This is a genomic window from Pseudomonas sp. NPDC087817, assembly GCF_044742875.1.
Lineage (GTDB): Bacteria > Pseudomonadota > Gammaproteobacteria > Pseudomonadales > Pseudomonadaceae > Aquipseudomonas.
Map to the genome: position 1 here is coordinate 1 of NZ_JBIUVJ010000057.1, position 19146 is coordinate 19146.

Below are 19146 nucleotides of genomic sequence, written 5' to 3' on the forward strand. Positions count from 1 at the left end.
GCCACCGCACACAAACTGATCTTCGGCGATGACCAGACGGTGTTCCCGAAACTCAAACCCGTGGCCTATCAGCAAGACTCCGGCATGGTCGCCAGTGACCCGGTGATCAAGCGCTTCGACCTGCGACTGGAAACCCGCACCAGCCGCACCACGCGCCGCGATTACGACTTCGAAAAACCGCGAATCACTCTCGAAAGCGAAAACCGTGGCGACGCCCTGCCCGACCTCGAGGACTACGACTACCCGGGCCGCTTCGTCGACCGCGAGCGCGGCAAACACCTGGCCAAACGCGCCCTCGAACGTCACCGCAGCGACTTCCAATTGGCTGAAGGCAAAAGCGATCAACCGTTGCTGGTCAGCGGCCACTTCCTCGCACTCACTGCGCACCCGAAAGCCAAGTGGAACGACCTCTGGCTGCTCACCGAAATCCTTCACGAAGGCAAACAGCCGCAAGTGCTGGAAGAGTCGGTGACCAGCGACACCACCGCGCTGAAAGACGATTTCCACCAGGGCTACCGCAACCGCTTCCAGGCCACCCCGTGGGACGTGCCGAACCGCCCGCCCCTGCGCCACCCGAAACCGCGCATCCTCGGCAGCCAGAGCGCCGTGGTCACCGGCCCCAAAGGTGAAGAAATCCACTGCGACCAGTACGGCCGCGTCAAGGTCCAGTTCCACTGGGACCGCGAAGGCCAGGCCGACGACAAGACCAGCTGCTGGCTGCGCGTCTCCTCCGCCTGGGCCGGCGCCCAGTACGGCGGCATTGCCATCCCGCGCATCGGTATGGAAGTCCTCGTGACTTTCCTTGAAGGCGACCCCGACCAACCGCTGATCAGCGGCTGCCTGTACCACAAGGAAAACACCGTCCCCTATGCGCTGCCGGCGAACAAGACGCGCAGCACCTTCAAAACCCTGAGCTCCATGGGCGGCAGCGGCTACAACGAACTGCGCATCGAAGACAAAAAAGGTCAGGAGCAGATCTACCTGCATGCCCAGCGCGATTGGGATGAAAACATCGAGCACGACCAGAAGATTCGAGTCGGTAATGAACGTCACGATACGGTCGAGAAGAATAGCTACACGGAATTCAAGGCCGAAGAACACCACACGGTTTTTGAGGACCGCAAGGTTGAAGCGCAGGCCAATGATCACCTGACGGTGGGGGTGAATCAGCACGTCAAGATTGGTACCGGGCAGTTCATTGATGCGGGGCAGGAAATTCACCTGAGCAGCGGTATGAAAGTGGTGCTGGAAGCCGGCGCCGAACTGACCCTGATCGGTGGCGGCAGCTTCATCAAGATCGATGCCGGCGGCGTGACCATGAGCGGGCCGGTGATCAACATCAACTCCGGCGGTGGCCCGGGCAGTGGCACGGGAGCGGCGCCGTTGTTGCCGGGGCCGTTGAAGCAGGCGGATGCGGATAAGGCCGGACAGTTGCTGGTGCCTGCGCAGCGCCAGGCGTTGATGCGTCGTACGCCGCGCTGTGAAATATGCGAGAAAGCTGCCGCGCAAGCAGCGAAGAACGCCGCCAAATGAGTTACCCGTCGAACGCCAACTTTCTGCTGATCGACGGGGTCCTGCGTCCTGATGCGATCCCAAGTCTGTACCAACTCGGCGAACCGCTGGAGATCGAGCCGTTGTACCTGGGAACGCGGTGGGCGGAATTGAAAGATCTGGGGCCGATACTCGTGAAGCCGCAGGGGAAATCTTCCGTCCTCAGAGACTGGCAGCAAAACCACCTGACTCAAGCCGATTCTTGTCCGTTGTTCAGCCGCGCTTCACTCAATGAAGTAGCAGACCATCTACGACACTTTATCTGTCCGCCAGATGTGCACGGCAGCGAAGGTCTTTTGCGTTTCGCCGATCCCCTCGTCATGCATCACTGGCTTTCCAGCTACGGACCGGAACATCTCAGTCACGTGCTGGGACCTATAGAGACAATTTGGATCAAGACGCCGGTCCACACCTGGCGGTCCGCGAGCAATACACCGATTACACCGTTCGCGAGACCGCAGTCAAAGGACCCTCGTGAAAAAAACTTCGCCCTGCTCGGCGAGCAACAAATCACGGCCCTGGAACTCGCCTACCGATGGCAGTTCAAAGAGCGCTTATACGCCTGGCTGAACACCCGCGACGCTCAAACATTTTCACTGCTGAACAGCGATCAAACTGAGTGGTGGCTAGAACACGTTCTAGACAGCGGCAGCGCCTGGGGACTGGTCAGCGAACGAGGACTGGTAACATGGGCGGAAACCTGCGTCGACTGGGGACGAGACTTCGCCACTCGCCCTGACAGCCCCTATCAAGAGTGGCTGAGCCACAACCCCGATAAAGGGCGTTTGGCACCCGAACTGCGTATCGAAGCACTGGATGATTATCGCCAGCAAGCGCTGGAAGCAAAGGACACTGCAAATGGCTGACAAGAGCGGAACACTCCAACAACAGCGCAACGCCTGTTTCCCCACCACCACAGCAAAAGCCACCGGAGGCTGCCCCCTCACCGGCCCCGATGTCGCAATCGTTCCGATGCGTTACGCGCTGGATCGCTCTCGATACGATGAAGATCCGAAAAAACTTAAGCCGCTGCTCAAATCAGGCAAGTGGTCGGCGTTACCATCTCTAAAAACTCGAGGATATACACTTCGGCAGCTGTATAAGGGTTACGTCTATGTCTACGACGAAACCGAAAAAACATTGCATGAATACAGTTATGCATCAAGCACTGGGCAACTTACTCGTATCAAGTGGGCGGATGCTGATATAGGTAAAGACGAGCGATCGGGATCAGGGGAAAGCAGGAACTACCTAATCTATCCTCGCAAAAATACTTTACGCATTGCTTACTCACCGAACCAGTGGACGTGGCGAATATGCGAACACATGCGTTCGAACATTGGGAGTCGGAAAGAGTGGATGAAAAGCCTCGATCTACCTGCTTACTGTATCACTCAATCAGCTCGCGACACCTTACCGCTGTCGCTCATTGCCGATGCTGCCGCAGACGTAGACAAAGATGCTGTTCAAGCTGACAATCGTTTCGCCGACTCAGCCATTCCTCCGATCGCACTAGCCGGCGACTCAATCGGCGAGCCAGCCTTTACAGCCTTGGCGGCAGATGTCTTTTGGATGGGAAGTGTTCCTGACAAAGAAAGCGCCTTAGTAATCGCATTGGACGCACCTTTAGATATTTTAAATGATCTAGGTATGCAGTTAGCGGCTGACCATGTCGCATATCAATTGTGGCAACAAGAACACGAACATAAAATCCAAATTGCAGAAAATGTAGAGGCTCTCTGCGGAACGAGTTTATCGACGACACCCACTTCTGTGAAGGGAGACACTGATAAGACTCGCCAATATCAGCGCGATGTAGACGCATACTTCACCCAGCGCCAAGCAGAGGATACCCAAGCGATTACAGATGGTCTGAGCGGTGCACCAGCAATGCTGATACCCTCCGAAAGCTTCAAGGCTATCGACATGGAAAAAAACTTAAAAAGAAAGTATTCCATTACCCTAAGTGAAACAGACTATACAACTTGGAAAGCGCGCGAAAAATGGCGCAGGCACGTTGATCTGGACGGCGCACACGCATACATCCTGAAACACAAAAAAAACGGAACGACATTACTACAAAAAATTAACCAAACACAGACTGACTTTGAGCTTTGGTCTAAACACATTGGTACTGACCCGTTAAAATTATTTTTTGACACGACAAATACAACGCAACTGCACAAACTACAAAAAGCTTTTGCAAACTTACTCACTATATACTGTCAAAATCAACACGCTAGCGCTTGGCTAGCAAGAGAAGAAATAAAAAGTGAAACACTGTTTGGAGCTATTCGTTACGGTTTCTCTGAAGATTTGAAATCTGCATTTGGGAAGCCCGCAAACATATTACTAGACGGTATCGGCGACTACACTACCTTAGCCACTCGAGCCGGCGAAATAAACGCCGTCATTCATCATGAAGGTTTCACCGAACAAACCTGGATAAAAGAACTAAAGCAATCTACTAGAGACACATATAAAGCACTAAAAACCTTAGCCACTGAAGAAGGAAAGGAGACCGCAAAAATCATCCTTCTGGCTTTAATCCCCTCTGATAGTCGACTTGCGGCCGGTAAAAACCAAAGCATGATTAGCCTGCTACGAAATATGCTTATCGGCCAATTACTCAGCAACTCGCCTGAAAGAATCGTAGTCGATACCGAAATAAAATCAAAAGTAGACAAATGGAAGTCGACAAAACTAGAAATAACGAATTCATTAGCCTCTGAAAAAAACCAATGGAGCAATTCAAAAAGAAAAAGAACTCGCAGAAATTTGGGGAAGCGAATCCAAGCCTTAGAAACCAAATTAAAGATCCACGAACTTTCGAAACCCATAATACTAGACTTTCAAAATAATAAATATGCAGAACTACTACGTGATGAAATAAAACGTTTCGCATTATCAAAAGCAGACTTGGCTAAAGACTGGCCCGCCAAAGCTAGACAAATTGCTCAACGGGGAGGCATCAACGCAACCTCCATAACTTGGGGAGTCATTCTCTTAAACTTCATAAACACTGCGAACACCTATCATCAACTGACAAAAGACGGTGTAATCGATGAAAAGGATTACGCAAAAATTACATACGGAGCGGGATACAGCGCGAATTTGCTTGCCGCGGTATTCGTGGAAAGTAAGTGGAATTCTATTAAGGGACTTACCACATCGATAAAAAACCAGCCCATAGGAATAATGGAGAGGTCGGCCACCTATTGGAGTTCAACGAAAGGAGAGACACAAGCCTGGGGTTCAGCGGTTCGCGCTTTTAATAGAAGACTGGTAGCAATGGGCGGCTTCGCCGTTCTCGCAACTGCGTTGGAAATTTGGGATATCCAAGACGATTATAGCAACGCAAAGTCCTCTGAGGAAAAAGCAGCTCTTTGGGCAAAGGGTTTAGCTGTTGTCGGTATGGGCATGGGGGGAATGGGCCAACTATTAGCAGCCACTGTGATGCGCAGTTGGGCTACTGCGATGATGGGGGCTTGGTTTGCGTTCGCGATGTTAATACTCGGGGCAATATACTTATTCACCACAATAGCGCTAAATTACTTTAAAAATGATGCTGTAGGCCTGTGGCTAAAAAATTCAAGCTGGTCGCTAACCAAAGATAAAGCTCTAATCGACTCACCAGCGGAGCAGGCCGAAGAGCATCGAACACTGTTAGAAATCCAACTTAGCCCGCAGATCCACGTAAGAAGCACAGTAAAGTATGATCGCATATATATCCCTAAACAGGGAAGCAAACTCGTCCCTATACAAAATGGCGCATGGATACAATGGCGCCTGCCAATTGTATTACGCGGCTTCACATTAGAATTCAATATTACTGGCAGCAAGAGCCCCTTTAGCATACTACCCGTTGTAAAAACCGATGATCCGATACAGGACCCCTTCTTAGATGAAGGTGATTTTGTTAGTGAACACTTATTTACAACATCTTCCACCACGGCGCCTACTCTTGGCGCTTACCCAACATTTGACAAACCAAATAAAAAAGACGAAAGCATTGTATGGCAAACTTGGATTCCACTCGACAAAAACTCAGACTACGTTGAATTTCAGATTTGGTACCCCACTCTGGTGGTCAGTGGAGGTCAGGAAGATAGAGGTTATCTATATCAGTTAGAACTAGATCCCGCTGGAAATACAGAATCCGATGGTCTGAGCAAAACGTCTTTGCAAGTAAAATCAAAAAACCGCGAAGGTGCACTAGCGCTAGCAATACAAGAGTAAAGTCAATGCTTACTAAATATGAAGCCTCACAAAATCCTGACCACCATACCTCCCCCTCTTTAGAGGACGACTCATCAACTAAAGATGAAGTTGAAATAATAAACTGGTCAGTTCGCTCATTAGACCAACCTTGGCGAGACATTATTTTAGGGCCGATAATTCTTGGATTGATCGCGATAGCGCTCTGTGCTGGCGTCACTTGGCGAATGTGGGAAAACATTGGTGACAACATTGAATCATGGATAGCGATTTGCAGTATTATTTGCGGCATGCTATTTGGACTTTTAATGATCACGCGACAAAAGACGGTTTTCAATTTCCGACTTACGCAAAGTGGTGCATCAATTGAGCAATACCTTTACTTCCCAAATTTCGCAGCCCCCTTATTTCGAACAACGGCAATCGCCATCCTGTTACTATTTATATTCGCAGCTATATATACAGGATCAGTTCTTTTCTTGATAGGCCCCGTCGCGATGACCCTTGGTTCAATCCGACTCCTACTAGGATGGAAGAACGAAGTAAAACAAAGATCCACGCAATGGGCCTTACATGACCTTATCATAATAGATCGAAGAAGAAACATGATCATTGCCACTTTTAACGATGAACCCTCGGTAGGATTAAATTTAAGATTTTCAAGTAGCAGCCAATTAAATCAATGTCTTGATATATTACGAACTCTACTACCAAATGAAACTGAATTTCGCGAGGAGCGTTGGCCATGGTAATTACCAGGCACAGTTTCGAAACGCCCCATCCTTTATCCATAAATTGATTTCAATTTTATTCCGCACAAAACTGTATCGAGTTTTATAGAAAAGTTAAATCTCGCGCACACACTTTTAAAGTAGCAAGCGTAAATGTAGCACGGAACACCACTTGAGCCCGCTAAGGCGGAGGAACTGACCGGAGGGAGACTACAATTAGCTTTCTAAATAAAAACACCTTCGTAGCACTCGCATAGAGAATGTAAAACAAATAACCTAGGCGACTGTAAAAAATCAGAGAGCGTATAAAATTGGCAGTTCTTTTAAGACAAAAAATAAAGAACCCAACTTTATCAAAGAGGATTTTATGCAAAATCAGTTAAAAACACCAAAACACAACACTCATCTGATATCTTGGAAAACCAAAACTATCTCTGCATCACCCAAGAAAATCAAAAAGGCCGAATTTCAAATAATTGCGGGCTTCTCTTTGATTTTTTCATATGTTGCCTGGCTAGCATCCACAAAAATTGCTGACAGCATAATAATTATATGCACCCACAGGAACAGTACTTCTAACATTTGCAGCCTATATCATCCTAGTAATTGTGCGTCAAAAGACAGTATACAACTACACAGTAGATCATGAGAAAGGGCGAGTAGACTACCACCTCTACTACCCTGACTTCGCGAATACACTATTTAAAATCATAGCGACACTGGCGATTCTCTCCTTCATCGCAGCGGCTATTTATACCGATTCACTTTTATTCTTAATAGGTCCAGTTGCTATAGTTCTAGGCGCTGTTCGTTTTTTATTATTTTGGACAAATGAAACACACAGCAAAAATAGTACTCTATGGATTAACTATAATTTCGTAACCATCGACTATTAAAGACTAATGGTTATTACACACTGCACGGATCAAACGCTAGGATTTGAAGCTCGCTTCCCAGACAAGCAGCTACTCGAAAAATACTTAAAAATATTAAGGAGCCTACTTCCCAAATCCGCCATATACACACAGAAAAAATGGGATCACTAATTTAAGAATTTAAAGACGATTTGGCTCCACAGTAAAATAAGCACCCACGACGGAAGCGAGTTCAACCGCCTGGTCGGTATGCTCCGTTTCAAGCGTCGCTTCCGTCGACTCTTCGCCGCCCCCTTTGAAGAGTTCCATCCAGTGCTGCAACTGCTTCCAAGCGGTTATGGCCCTCACGACTACGCGTTGTGGCTGCATCATCGCTATACGGACAACAAAGTATGCTTGGCCGCCAAAATCCACTCCATAAGCCTCGACCAGCCAAATGCGCTGGCGTTTTGGGATTGCTTACAACGTTACATGGATGTCACGCAGCCGCTACCTGACCTACCCGTGCTTGAGCAAAGTCGCCATCTTAATCCCGTGACAGTGGCCCACGACGCAAAAGCTGGCCGCAACCCAAGACGATGGAGAGATCAGTCGGAGAAAGGTTGGATCACAGGCGGCCAGAAGGCTCTGGCCAAACAGTTGCAAGAGTATCCATGGCAAAAAGAACCCTGCATCGTGAAAGCGCGTATTGATCCGTCGTTGACGATTGAGGCGTACTACCGCGCTCAAGAAGCGAAGGGCATAGTTTCTACTCCGAAGGCCGATGACTTTGATGATGTTCATCGGCCTTGATGAGCTAGCGCTTCAGTTCAACTGGCGCACCTGCTTCTCCAACTCCACCTTCAACCCAGGCTCCAGTTTCAACTGTTTCGCCAGCTCATCCAGGTAGCTCTTCTCCATGAAGTTCTCCTCGTCCACCAGCATCACGCTGGCGATGTACATCTCCGCAGCCATCTCCGGGGTACTCGCGGCGCGGGCGACGTCGGTCGGGTCGAGGGGTTTGTTGAGTTCGGCGTGGAGCCAGTGTTGTAGCTCCTGGTCGTTGTCGAGTTTGCTGAACTCGCCTTCGATCAGTTGGCGCTCGCGGTCGTCGATGTGGCCGTCGGCTTTGGCGGCAGCGACCAGGGCTTTGAGGATTGCCTGGCTGTGTTGTTCGGCTTGCGCGGGTGGCAAGCGGTCGAGGGTTTGTGGCTCGGTTTGCGGTGCGGTGCCTTTTTGGGCGTTGTAGTTGCCGTAGGCTTTGTAGGCCAGCACACCCAGGGCGGCGAGGCCGCCGTAGATTGCGACTTTACCGCCGACCTTGCGCACTTTCTTGTTGCCGAGCAGCAGGCCCATCGCGCCGGCCGCCAGTGCGCCGCCGCCCGCGCCTGAGAGCAGGCCGCCGAGGGCGCCTTTGCTGGATGATCCGCCAAGCAGGCTGCCCAAGCCGCCGGACGATTTGTTCTGCGAGCCTCCGGCCTTGTTTTGCAACAGATCCTGGCCGGATTTGAGTAGTTGATCGAGCAATCCACGGGTGTTCATGTTCCGTCTCCAAAACAGGGGTTATCCGGATCTATAAGGCCCTCAGCCTAGTTCGAAAGTGCCCCTGCCCTGTTTGCGAGTGTGCTTCCAGATGTTGCTCAGTAGGCGCAAGGCGTTCGCGAAAATAGATATACACTCAGGCCAATCTATAAAAACCGCCCACTGGGTACCCCTTCTCATGATGACCTTGCGTCAGATTCGTCACTTCATCGCCGTGGCCGAAACCGGCTCGATCTCCGCCGCCGCGCAAACCGCGTTTATCTCTCAATCGACTCTGACGCTGGCGATCCAGCAACTGGAGGAAGAAATAGGTGTCAGCCTGTTCAGCCGTCACGCTAAAGGCATGACGCTGACACACCAAGGTCATCAATTCCTGCGCCAGGCGCACCTGATTCTGGCGACCGTGGACAACGCCAAGCGCAGCCTGCAACAGAGCACTGATCAGGTGGCCGGGCAGTTGATCGTCGGGGTGACCAGTCTGGTCGCCGGTTATTACCTCGCGGATCTATTGACTCGATTTCAACGGGCCTATCCCAACGTTGAAATAAGAGTGATGGAGGATGAACGGCCCTATATCGAGCACTTGCTGGTCAGCGGCGAGATCGATGTCGGTGTATTGATCCTCTCCAATCTCGAAGACCGCCATGCCTTGCAGACGGAAGTGCTGACCCACTCCCCGCACCGTTTATGGCTGCCGGCGCAACATCCATTGCTGGAACACGACAGCATCAACCTCGCCGACGTTGCCCGCGAACCGCTGATTCAATTGAACGTCGATGAAATGGATCGCAACGCTCAGCGACTTTGGCGCGGCGCCGGGCTGCAACCGAAAATCACCCTGAGAACCGCCTCCACCGAAGCCGTGCGAAGCCTTGTTGCGGCGGGCTTGGGCGTTTCGATCCAGCCGGACATGACCTATCGCCCATGGTCACTGGAGGGCGACATCATCGAGGCGCGGCCCATTGCCGATCTCAATCAGACCCTCGATGTCGGTCTGGCCTGGCGCCGTGGCACCGCGCGCCCGGCTCTGGTCGATCCATTCCTGACCGTCGCCCGTGAACAACCCCACGGCGGCCGCAAGCCATCTATTTAATCGAATGCCACCTTCAGTATTTAGAATTTGTCGACCTCGGAGCCGCGCACTAGTCTTGCTGCATCTATAAGACGTTCGGCTCCCGGTCACAGGGAGCGTCATGAACACACAAGAAAAGAGATCGCGGAAAATGGCTGGCGTGCAAACCCCGATGTGTACCGCGTTGTTGATCGACGGCGAACTGGTCGCCGGGGAAGGTTTTGTCGAGCCGATCCTCAACCCGGCAACCGGTGAAATCCTCACGCACATCGCCGAGGCCAGCACCGAGCAGGTCGAAGCCGCGATCCTTGCCGCCCACCGCGCCTTTGACGGCTGGTCGCGCACCACGCCGCAGCAACGCTCCAACCTGTTGCTGGACATCGCCAACGCCGTCGAAAAACACGCCGATCACCTCGCCCGCCTCGAATCGCTGAACTGCGGCAAGCCACTGCACTTGGCACGTCAGGACGATCTGACCGCCACCGTCGATGTGTTCCGTTTCTTCGCTGGCGCCGTGCGTTGCCAGACCGGCCAGCTCAGCGGCGAATACCTGCCCGGCTATACCAGCATGGTGCGTCGCGATCCGATTGGCGTGGTCGCCTCGATTGCGCCGTGGAACTACCCGATCATGATGGCTGCGTGGAAAATCGCCCCGGCCCTCGCCGCCGGCAACACGCTGGTGTTCAAACCGTCCGAACACACGCCGTTGTCGATTCTGGCGTTGGCGCCTGCGTTGGCCGAAATCCTCCCGCGTGGAGTGATCAACATCATCTGCGGCGGTGGCGAAGGCGTCGGCAGCCACTTGGTCGGCCACGCTAAAGTGCGCATGGTCTCGCTGACCGGCGATATCGTCACCGGTCAGAAAATCCTCCAGGCCGCTGCGAAAACCCTAAAACGCACGCACCTCGAACTCGGCGGCAAAGCCCCGGTGATCGTCTGCAACGACGCCGACATCCAGGCCGTCGTCGAAGGCGTGCGCACCTACGGTTATTACAACGCCGGTCAGGATTGCACCGCTGCTTGCCGGATCTACGCCCAGGCCGGCATCCACGACAAATTGGTCGCTGAGTTGGGCGCAGCAGTCAGCAGCCTGCGCTTTGCCGGCAAACGTGACGCCGACAACGAGATCGGCCCACTGATCAGCACCCGCCAACGCGACCGCGTCGCCAGTTTCGTCGAACGCGCCCTCGGCCAGCCGCACATCGAACGCGTGACCGGTGCGGCGGTGCATTCCGGTGCCGGTTTCTACTATCAACCGACGCTGCTGGCCGGTTGCAAACAGAGCGATGAAATCGTCCAGCGCGAAGTGTTCGGCCCGGTGGTCACCGTGACCCGCTTCGACGAACTCGCGCAAGCCGTCGACTGGGCCAACGATTCGGAATACGGCCTCGCCTCGTCGGTGTGGACGCAGAATCTGGACAAGGCGATGCAGGTTGCCGCGCGCCTGCAATACGGCTGCACATGGATCAACAGCCATTTCATGCTGGTCAGCGAAATGCCCCACGGCGGGCTGAAACGCTCCGGTTACGGCAAAGACTTATCCAGCGATTCGCTTCAGGACTACAGCGTGGTGCGGCACATCATGGCCCGCCACGGCCAGCATCTCTGACTACGCTAATAACTAGCCGAAAACGGCACGCTTCACCGCGTTCAAAACTGCCCCGACCATAATTTAAAGAAGAGGGTTCAACCATGTTCGTGCACAAGACCGCACTGCTCAGTGCAATCACCACGGCCTTGCTGGCCAGCGCCAGCCTGCAAGCGGCAGAACCGCTGAAGGCTGTCGGCGCTGGCGAAGGTCAGCTGGATATCGTTGCGTGGCCGGGTTACATCGAACGTGGCGAGAGCGACAAGGCCTACGACTGGGTGACCGGTTTCGAGCAGGAAACCGGCTGCAAGGTCAATGTGAAGACGGCTGCGACCTCCGACGAAATGGTCAGCCTGATGGCCAAGGGCGGTTACGACCTGGTCACTGCATCGGGCGATGCGTCACTGCGGTTGATCGTCGGCAAGCGTGTGCAACCGATCAACACCGAGTTGATCCCGAACTGGAAGACTCTCGACCCGCGCCTGAAAGATGCGCCGTGGTACGTGGTCAACAACCAGACCTACGGCACCCCGTACCAGTGGGGCCCGAACGTGTTGATGTACAACACCAATGTGTTCAAGACGCCACCAACCAGTTGGAATGTGTTGTTCGACGCGCAGAATTTCCCCGACGGCAAACCGAACAAGGGCCGTGTGCAGGCGTACGACGGTCCGATCTACATTGCCGATGCGGCGCTTTATCTGAAAACCGCCAAGCCTGAGTTGGGGATCAAGGATCCGTATCAACTGACCGAAGCGCAGTACAAGGCTGTGCTCGATCTGTTGCGCGCGCAGCAGCCGCTGATCCACCGCTACTGGCATGACACCACGGTGCAGATGAGCGACTTCAAGAACGAAGGTGTTGTCGCTTCCAGCGCATGGCCGTATCAGGTCAACGGTCTGATGAACGAGAAGCAGCCAATTGCTTCGACCATTCCGAAAGAAGGCGCTACTGGCTGGGCTGATACCACCATGCTGCACGCCGAGGCCAAGCACCCGAACTGCGCGTACAAGTGGATGGACTGGTCGCTGAAACCGAAAGTCCAGGGTGATGTGGCGGCGTGGTTTGGCTCGTTGCCGGCGGTACCGGCGGCGTGCAAGGAGAGCGAATTGCTCGGTGCCGAGGGGTGCAAGACCAATGGCTTTGATCAGTTCGACAAGATCGCCTTCTGGAAAACCCCGCAGGCCGAGGGTGGCAAATTCGTGCCGTATAGCCGCTGGACCCAGGACTACATCGCGATCATGGGTGGCCGTTAAGCCCGGGAACAACTCGGTCGAACTCCCTTTCCCCCTCGCCCCCTGGAGGAGAGGGAGCTAAAAGCGGATCGCATTCACCGTTAGATGCCGATCATTCCCCCGCTCTGCGTGGGAATGCATCACCGGACGCTCCGCGTCCATTTGCACGAGGTGACGCAGAGCGTCACAGGCTGCATTCCCACGCAGAGCGTGGGAACGATCACTCGAAAAAGTCCAGGCAGGGCCGCTGCGACGGCTTTCGCCTTTTTGGAGCACCGCACCATGACGCTTGCAGTCCAGTTCACCAACGTTTCCCGGCAGTTTGGCGAAGTGAAGGCCGTTGACCGGGTTTCCATCGATATCGAGGACGGCGAGTTCTTTTCCATGCTCGGCCCTTCCGGCTCGGGCAAGACCACCTGCCTGCGCCTGATCGCCGGGTTCGAACAACCGAGCGCCGGCTCGATCCGCATTCACGGCGCCGAAGCGGCCGGTCTGCCGCCGTATCAACGTGATGTAAACACGGTGTTTCAGGATTACGCGCTGTTCCCGCACATGAACGTCCTCGACAACGTCGCCTACGGCCTGAAGGTCAAAGGCGTCGGCAAAAGCGAACGGCACAAACGTGCCGAAGAAGCCTTGGACATGGTCGCCCTCGGCGGTTACGGCGCACGCAAACCGGTGCAGTTGTCCGGTGGTCAGCGCCAGCGTGTCGCCCTCGCCCGCGCGCTGGTCAATCGTCCGCGCGTGCTGTTGCTAGACGAGCCGCTCGGCGCCCTCGACCTGAAACTGCGCGAGCAAATGCAGAGCGAACTGAAGAAGCTGCAACGCCAACTCGGCATCACCTTCATCTTCGTCACCCACGATCAGACTGAAGCCCTGTCGATGTCCGACCGTGTCGCCGTATTCAACAAGGGCCGCATCGAACAGGTCGACACGCCGCGCAATCTGTACATGAAACCGACCACCACTTTCGTGGCTGAATTTGTCGGCACTTCAAACGTCATTCGTGGTGATCTGGCTCGCCAAATCAGCGGTCATCCGCAGCCGTTTTCGATCCGTCCGGAACACGTGCGTTTCGCCGAGGGCCCACTCGCCAGCCACGAAATCGAGGTCAGCGGATTGCTCCACGACATCCAATATCAGGGCAGCGCCACGCGCTATGAATTAAAACTGGAAAACGGCCAGACCCTGAGCATCAGCCACGCTAACAATCAGTGGATCGACAGCGGCGCCCAGCATCAGACCGGCCAGCGCCTGAGCGCGCGTTGGGCGCGTGAAGCGATGATCCCGCTGCACGACACCGTAACAAGCGGGGTGTGACATGAGCACGCTCGCGATGACTCAATCGCCGCCCTTGCGCAGGTTTTCCAACCTGCTCTATCGCAAGCCAAATCTGTATCTGTCGATGCTGCTGGTGCCGCCGCTGCTGTGGTTTGGCGCGATCTATCTCGGCTCGTTGCTGGTGCTGTTGTGGCAGGGTTTCTATACCTTCGACGACTTCACCATGGCGGTCACCCCTGACCTGACATTGGCGAATTTTACTGCGCTGTTTCAGCCTTCGAACTTCGACATCATCCTGCGCACGCTGAGCATGGCCATCGTCGTGTCGATTGCCAGCGCCATCGTCGCGTTTCCGATCGCCTATTACATGGCGCGCTACACCACGGGCAAGACCAAAGCGTTTTTCTACATCGCGGTGATGATGCCGATGTGGGCCAGTTACATCGTCAAGGCTTACGCGTGGACGTTGCTGTTGGCCAAGGGTGGCGTGGCGCAGTGGTTCGTGCAGCACTTGGGGCTGGAGCCGGTGTTGCAGTTCATCCTTGGGATTCCTGGCGTCGGTGGCAGCACCTTGTCGACCTCGCATCTCGGGCGGTTCATGGTGTTTGTTTACATCTGGTTGCCGTTCATGATCCTGCCGATTCAGGCTTCGCTGGAGCGCTTGCCGCCATCGCTGTTGCAGGCCTCAGCCGACCTCGGCGCCAAACCGCGCCAGACCTTTATGCAGGTGATTTTGCCGCTGTCGATTCCGGGGATTGCGGCCGGTTCGATCTTCACCTTTTCCCTGACCTTGGGCGACTTCATCGTGCCGCAACTGGTCGGCCCGCCGGGGTACTTCGTCGGCAGCATGGTGTATGCGCAGCAAGGTGCGATCGGCAACATGCCGATGGCCGCCGCGTTCACGTTGGTGCCGATTGTGTTGATCGCGGTCTACCTGTCCATCGTCAAACGACTGGGGGCCTTCGATGCACTCTGAGCGCGCTTCACTGGGTCTGCGCATCGCAGCCTGGGGCGGGTTGGTGTTTCTGCACTTCCCGATCCTGATCATCTTCCTTTACGCCTTCAACACCGAAGAGGCCGCGTTCAGCTTTCCACCGAAGGGCTTCACGTTGCACTGGTTCAGCGTGGCGTTTTCGCGGCCTGACGTTCTGGAATCGATCAAGTTGTCGCTGCAAATTGCGGCCATCGCCACGTTGATCGCGATGGTGCTCGGCACCTTGGCTTCGGCGGCGCTGTACCGGCGGGACTTCTTCGGCAAGCAGGGCATTTCGCTGATGCTGATTTTGCCGATTGCGTTGCCGGGGATCATCACCGGGATCGCCTTGCTCGCGACGTTCAAGACGCTGGGGATCGAGCCGGGGATGTTCACCATCATCGTCGGCCACGCGACCTTCTGTGTGGTGATCGTCTACAACAACGTCATCGCCCGCCTGCGCCGTACTTCGCACAGTTTGATAGAGGCTTCGATGGATCTCGGCGCCGATGGCTGGCAGACCTTTCGCTACATCATCCTGCCGAACCTCGGCTCGGCGTTGCTGGCCGGCGGCATGTTGGCGTTTGCGCTGTCGTTCGACGAAATCATCGTCACCACGTTTACCGCCGGGCATGAACGCACCTTGCCATTGTGGCTGCTCAACCAGCTGAGCCGGCCACGGGATGTGCCGGTGACCAACGTCGTCGCGATGCTGGTAATGATGGTGACCATGCTGCCGATTCTAGGCGCGTACTACCTGACTCGGGGTGGTGAGAGTGTCGCGGGCAGTGGCGGCAAATGAATTCATAACCGACACCACAATCCCCTGTGGGAGCGGGCTTGCCCGCGATGGCGGTGCGTCAGCCACCATCAATTTTGAATGGGAATGCCTCATCGCGGGCAAGCCCGCTCCCACAGGGTTCTCGATTCGGCCAGAACAACAAAAGTGTTAGTGAGGACAAACCCATGCAAACCAAACTCTTGATCAACGGCCACCTGGTCAACGGCGAAGGCCCCGCCCAACCGGTGCTCAACCCGGCACTCGGCGAAGTGTTGGTGGAAATCAACGAAGCCACAGAAGCCCAGGTCGATGCCGCCGTACGCGCCGCCGACAACGCCTTCGCCGACTGGTCGCAAACAGCGCCGAAAGACCGCTCCCTGCTACTGCTCAAACTCGCCGACGCCATCGAAGTCCACGGCGAAGAACTGGCCAAACTCGAATCCGATAACTGCGGCAAACCCTACAGCTCCGCGCTCAACGACGAGATCCCGGCGATTGCCGACGTGTTCCGCTTCTTCGCCGGCGCCAGCCGTTGCATGAGCGGTTCGGCCGCGGGCGAATACCTGCCTGGCCACACCTCGATGATTCGCCGTGACCCGGTCGGAGTGATCGCCTCCATCGCGCCGTGGAACTACCCGCTGATGATGGTCGCCTGGAAAATCGCTCCAGCATTGGCCGCCGGTAATACCGTGGTGCTCAAGCCGTCAGAACAAACCCCGCTGACCGCGTTACGTCTGGCCGAACTGGCGTCGGAAATATTCCCGGCCGGTGTGCTCAATCTGGTATTCGGCCGTGGTCCTACCGTCGGCAGTCCGTTGGTTACACACCCGAAAGTGCGCATGGTTTCGCTGACCGGTTCCATCGCCACGGGCGCCAACATCATTTCCAGCACCGCCGACAGTGTTAAACGCATGCACATGGAACTGGGCGGCAAGGCGCCGGTGATCATCTTCGACGACGCCGATATCGATGCGGCAGTTGAAGGCATTCGTACCTTCGGCTTCTACAACGCAGGGCAGGATTGCACCGCTGCGTGCCGGATCTATGCGCAACAAGGCATCTACGACAAATTCGTCGAGAAGCTCGGCGCGGCGGTGAGCACAATCAAATACGGCTTACAGGATGATCCGTCGACCGAGCTGGGGCCGTTGATTACTGCGCAACATCGCGACCGCGTTGCCGGGTTTGTCGAGCGAGCGGTGGCACAGCCACACATTCGTTTGATCACGGGCGGCAAGGCTGGCGAAGGTAATGGTTTCTTCTTTGAACCGACCGTACTGGCCGATGCGCAGCAGGACGACGAAATCGTCCGCCGCGAAGTGTTTGGCCCTGTGGTTTCGGTGACCAAGTTCACCGATGAATCACAGGCGCTGGAGTGGGCCAACGATTCGGACTACGGCCTCGCTTCCTCCGTATGGACGGCGGATGTAGGACGCGCACATCGCATGTCGGCGCGTTTGCAGTACGGCTGCACGTGGGTGAACACGCACTTCATGCTCGTCAGCGAAATGCCCCATGGCGGTCAGAAGTTGTCCGGTTACGGGAAAGACATGTCGATGTATGGGCTGGAGGACTACACCACGGTTCGGCATGTGATGTTCAAGCACTAAAAAAGCATCGCGAGCAGGCTCACTCCTACAAGGGATCGCATTTCAACCTGTAGGAGTGAGCCTGCTCGCGATGGCGTCACCCCGGCTTCATGGCAGAAACCGGCTCTGCGCACCACCAGGATTTAACACCTAACAATAAATACCGAACCGGGCGGCGCCCGCAAAGCCCCGCCACGGCCTCGGCCATCCGAAATCTGCCGATTTCACGGAGCAAACACATATGAGTGCCTCACCCGATCTCGCCGCAGCCGTTGCCGACAGCGATGCCGAACAACTGCGCAAACTGGGCTACACCTCGAACTTCAACCGCAGCATGAGCCTGTGGGAAAACTTCGCTTTAGGCTTCACGTATCTGTCACCGGTCGTAGGGGTTTATACCCTCTTCGGCCTGTGCCTCGCCGCTGGCGGGCCACCGATGTTCTGGGCCTACTTGCTGGTCGGTTGCGGCCAATTGCTGGTGTGCCTGATCTTCGGCGAAGTGGTTTCGCAGTTCCCGATTTCCGGCGGCGTGTACCCTTGGGCGCGCCGTTTGGTGGGCAAGAAATGGGCGTGGATGGTCGGCTGGATCTACTCCATCGCCCTCTGCGTGACCATCGCTGCAGTCGCCGTCGGTGCTGGACCGTACCTGGCCGCCATGCTCGGTTTTGAGCCGAGCAACAACACCAACATTGTCATTGCTTTGGTACTGACCCTGTTCGCCACGCTGGTCAACCTCAGCGGCACCAAAGTGTTGGCACGGATCGCCATGTTCGGCTTTCTTTGCGAACTGGTCGGCGCGGTCATCGTCGGCGTTTACCTGCTGATCTTCGAACGCCACCAGCCGCTCAGTGTGCTGTTCAACACCTTCGACATCAGCGTCGATGGCTCGTACCTGCCGGCGTTCCTCACCGCGTCGCTGGCGGGAATGTTCCTCTACTACGGCTTCGAGGCTTGCGGTGATGTCGCCGAAGAAACCCCGAACCCTAGCGCAAAAATCCCGGTGGCCATGCGCATGACCATCTACATCGGCGGCATCGCCGCGATGTTCGCTTGCCTGGCGCTGATCCTCGCCGTGCCGGATATGCAAGCGGTGATCAACGGCACCGACAAAGACCCGGTCACCACCATCCTCAACAATGCGTTCGGCCCGGTCGGTTCGAAAGTGGTGATGGGCGTGGTAATGATTTCCTTCATCTCCTGCGTCATCAGCCTACAAGCAGCGGCGAGCCGCCTGCTGTACTCCTACGCTCGCGACGAAATGGTCATCGGCAGCCGACTGCTGAAGAAGATTTCTCCTACCACCCAGGTTCCGGTTGCCGCACTGTTCGTGTCCGGCGTCCTGCCGGCCCTGATCATCGCCCTCGGTTTCTTCCTGCAAGACGCCGTGGCAACCATCGTCAGTTTCGCCGCGATCGGCATCTATCTCGCGTTCCAGATGATCGTCCTGGCCGCGCTGTACGCCCGCAGCAAAGGCTGGAAACCGAGCGGCAAATTCACCCTTGGTGCTTGGGGCTGGCCAGTGAATATCGGCGCGCTGGTGTATGGCGTTGGCGCAATCATCAACATGGCTTGGCCGCGTACGCCGGATGCGGCTTGGTATGTGAACTATGCGATGGTGTTGAGCACTGCGATCGTGATTGGCTTGGGCCTGGTTTATATGTGGATTGGCAAGCCGTATGACCATGGCAAGGCGCCGGCTGGGGATGCGTGGAAGGTGAGTCGATAAAGCAG

The 19146-nt window shown here is 55.3% G+C and carries 14 protein-coding genes; 13 read left to right on the top strand and 1 reads right to left on the bottom strand.

Annotated elements, in window-relative coordinates; genetic code table 11:
- The 5 genes from tssI to ACIONG_RS24485 all read left to right on the top strand — a co-directional run.
- Window positions 1–1533: type VI secretion system tip protein TssI/VgrG (tssI, locus tag ACIONG_RS24465; RefSeq protein ID WP_401303233.1), on the top strand; the 1533-nt coding region annotated here is incomplete at its 5' end.
- Window positions 1530–2417, top strand: a complete 888-nt coding sequence (locus ACIONG_RS24470; RefSeq protein ID WP_401303235.1) for a DUF4123 domain-containing protein — start codon at window positions 1530–1532, stop codon at window positions 2415–2417. The genes tssI and ACIONG_RS24470, both read left to right, overlap by 4 nt.
- A complete protein-coding gene (locus ACIONG_RS24475) occupies window positions 2410–5790 on the top strand; it encodes a toxin VasX (protein WP_401303237.1) in 3381 nt (1126 codons plus the stop codon). Before ACIONG_RS24470 ends, ACIONG_RS24475 begins: the two co-directional genes overlap by 8 nt.
- A gap of 5 nt (window positions 5791–5795) precedes the next feature.
- Window positions 5796–6521, top strand: coding sequence for a hypothetical protein (locus tag ACIONG_RS24480; RefSeq protein WP_401303239.1), 726 nt, complete (start codon window positions 5796–5798; stop codon window positions 6519–6521).
- 1103 nt (window positions 6522–7624) lie between these two features.
- A complete protein-coding gene (locus ACIONG_RS24485; protein ID WP_401303241.1) occupies window positions 7625–8167 on the top strand; it encodes a hypothetical protein in 543 nt (180 codons plus the stop codon).
- Window positions 8168–8179: 12 nt separating this feature from the next.
- On the opposite strand, the gene ACIONG_RS24490 is transcribed toward ACIONG_RS24485, so the two are convergent.
- A complete protein-coding gene (locus tag ACIONG_RS24490) occupies window positions 8180–8896 on the bottom strand; it encodes a tellurite resistance TerB family protein (RefSeq protein WP_401303243.1) in 717 nt (238 codons plus the stop codon).
- A gap of 178 nt (window positions 8897–9074) precedes the next feature.
- On the opposite strand from ACIONG_RS24490, the gene ACIONG_RS24495 reads away from it, so the two are divergent.
- From ACIONG_RS24495 to ACIONG_RS24530, 8 genes are all read left to right on the top strand, one after another.
- The gene (locus ACIONG_RS24495) at window positions 9075–9989 is read left to right on the top strand and encodes a LysR family transcriptional regulator (protein WP_007967749.1); all 915 of its coding nucleotides are present in this window, start codon (window positions 9075–9077) and stop codon (window positions 9987–9989) included.
- Window positions 9990–10119: 130 nt separating this feature from the next.
- Entirely contained in the window at window positions 10120–11577 is a 1458-nt protein-coding gene (locus ACIONG_RS24500; RefSeq protein ID WP_103307316.1) for a gamma-aminobutyraldehyde dehydrogenase, read from the top strand.
- Window positions 11578–11660: 83 nt separating this feature from the next.
- Window positions 11661–12812, top strand: a complete 1152-nt coding sequence (gene ydcS / locus ACIONG_RS24505; protein ID WP_401303245.1) for a putative ABC transporter substrate-binding protein YdcS — start codon at window positions 11661–11663, stop codon at window positions 12810–12812.
- A gap of 261 nt (window positions 12813–13073) precedes the next feature.
- A complete protein-coding gene (locus ACIONG_RS24510; protein ID WP_315446418.1) occupies window positions 13074–14111 on the top strand; it encodes an ABC transporter ATP-binding protein in 1038 nt (345 codons plus the stop codon).
- A 1-nt stretch (window position 14112) separates the two neighbouring features.
- Window positions 14113–15048, top strand: a complete 936-nt coding sequence (locus tag ACIONG_RS24515; RefSeq protein WP_103307313.1) for an ABC transporter permease — start codon at window positions 14113–14115, stop codon at window positions 15046–15048.
- Window positions 15038–15847 carry an ABC transporter permease gene (locus ACIONG_RS24520; protein WP_123534392.1) on the top strand — a complete coding sequence of 270 codons (810 nt, stop codon included), beginning with the start codon at window positions 15038–15040 and terminating at the stop codon, window positions 15845–15847. The genes ACIONG_RS24515 and ACIONG_RS24520 overlap by 11 nt, the downstream gene beginning before the upstream one ends.
- A gap of 164 nt (window positions 15848–16011) precedes the next feature.
- Window positions 16012–17436 carry a gamma-aminobutyraldehyde dehydrogenase gene (locus tag ACIONG_RS24525; RefSeq protein WP_401303248.1) on the top strand — a complete coding sequence of 475 codons (1425 nt, stop codon included), beginning with the start codon at window positions 16012–16014 and terminating at the stop codon, window positions 17434–17436.
- 220 nt (window positions 17437–17656) lie between these two features.
- Entirely contained in the window at window positions 17657–19141 is a 1485-nt protein-coding gene (locus ACIONG_RS24530; protein ID WP_401303250.1) for an APC family permease, read from the top strand.
- Window positions 19142–19146: the final 5 nt, after the last annotated feature.

Coding starts and splice junctions, on each gene's coding strand:
- ACIONG_RS24470 (WP_401303235.1), top strand. CDS start 1,530: ATGAGTTACCCGTCGAACGCCAACTTTCTGCTGATCGACGGGGTCCTG.
- ACIONG_RS24475 (WP_401303237.1), top strand. CDS start 2,410: ATGGCTGACAAGAGCGGAACACTCCAACAACAGCGCAACGCCTGTTTC.
- ACIONG_RS24480 (WP_401303239.1), top strand. CDS start 5,796: ATGCTTACTAAATATGAAGCCTCACAAAATCCTGACCACCATACCTCC.
- ACIONG_RS24485 (WP_401303241.1), top strand. CDS start 7,625: ATGCTCCGTTTCAAGCGTCGCTTCCGTCGACTCTTCGCCGCCCCCTTT.
- ACIONG_RS24490 (WP_401303243.1), bottom strand. CDS start 8,896: ATGAACACCCGTGGATTGCTCGATCAACTACTCAAATCCGGCCAGGAT.
- ACIONG_RS24495 (WP_007967749.1), top strand. CDS start 9,075: ATGATGACCTTGCGTCAGATTCGTCACTTCATCGCCGTGGCCGAAACC.
- ACIONG_RS24500 (WP_103307316.1), top strand. CDS start 10,120: ATGGCTGGCGTGCAAACCCCGATGTGTACCGCGTTGTTGATCGACGGC.
- ydcS (WP_401303245.1), top strand. CDS start 11,661: ATGTTCGTGCACAAGACCGCACTGCTCAGTGCAATCACCACGGCCTTG.
- ACIONG_RS24510 (WP_315446418.1), top strand. CDS start 13,074: ATGACGCTTGCAGTCCAGTTCACCAACGTTTCCCGGCAGTTTGGCGAA.
- ACIONG_RS24515 (WP_103307313.1), top strand. CDS start 14,113: ATGAGCACGCTCGCGATGACTCAATCGCCGCCCTTGCGCAGGTTTTCC.
- ACIONG_RS24520 (WP_123534392.1), top strand. CDS start 15,038: ATGCACTCTGAGCGCGCTTCACTGGGTCTGCGCATCGCAGCCTGGGGC.
- ACIONG_RS24525 (WP_401303248.1), top strand. CDS start 16,012: ATGCAAACCAAACTCTTGATCAACGGCCACCTGGTCAACGGCGAAGGC.
- ACIONG_RS24530 (WP_401303250.1), top strand. CDS start 17,657: ATGAGTGCCTCACCCGATCTCGCCGCAGCCGTTGCCGACAGCGATGCC.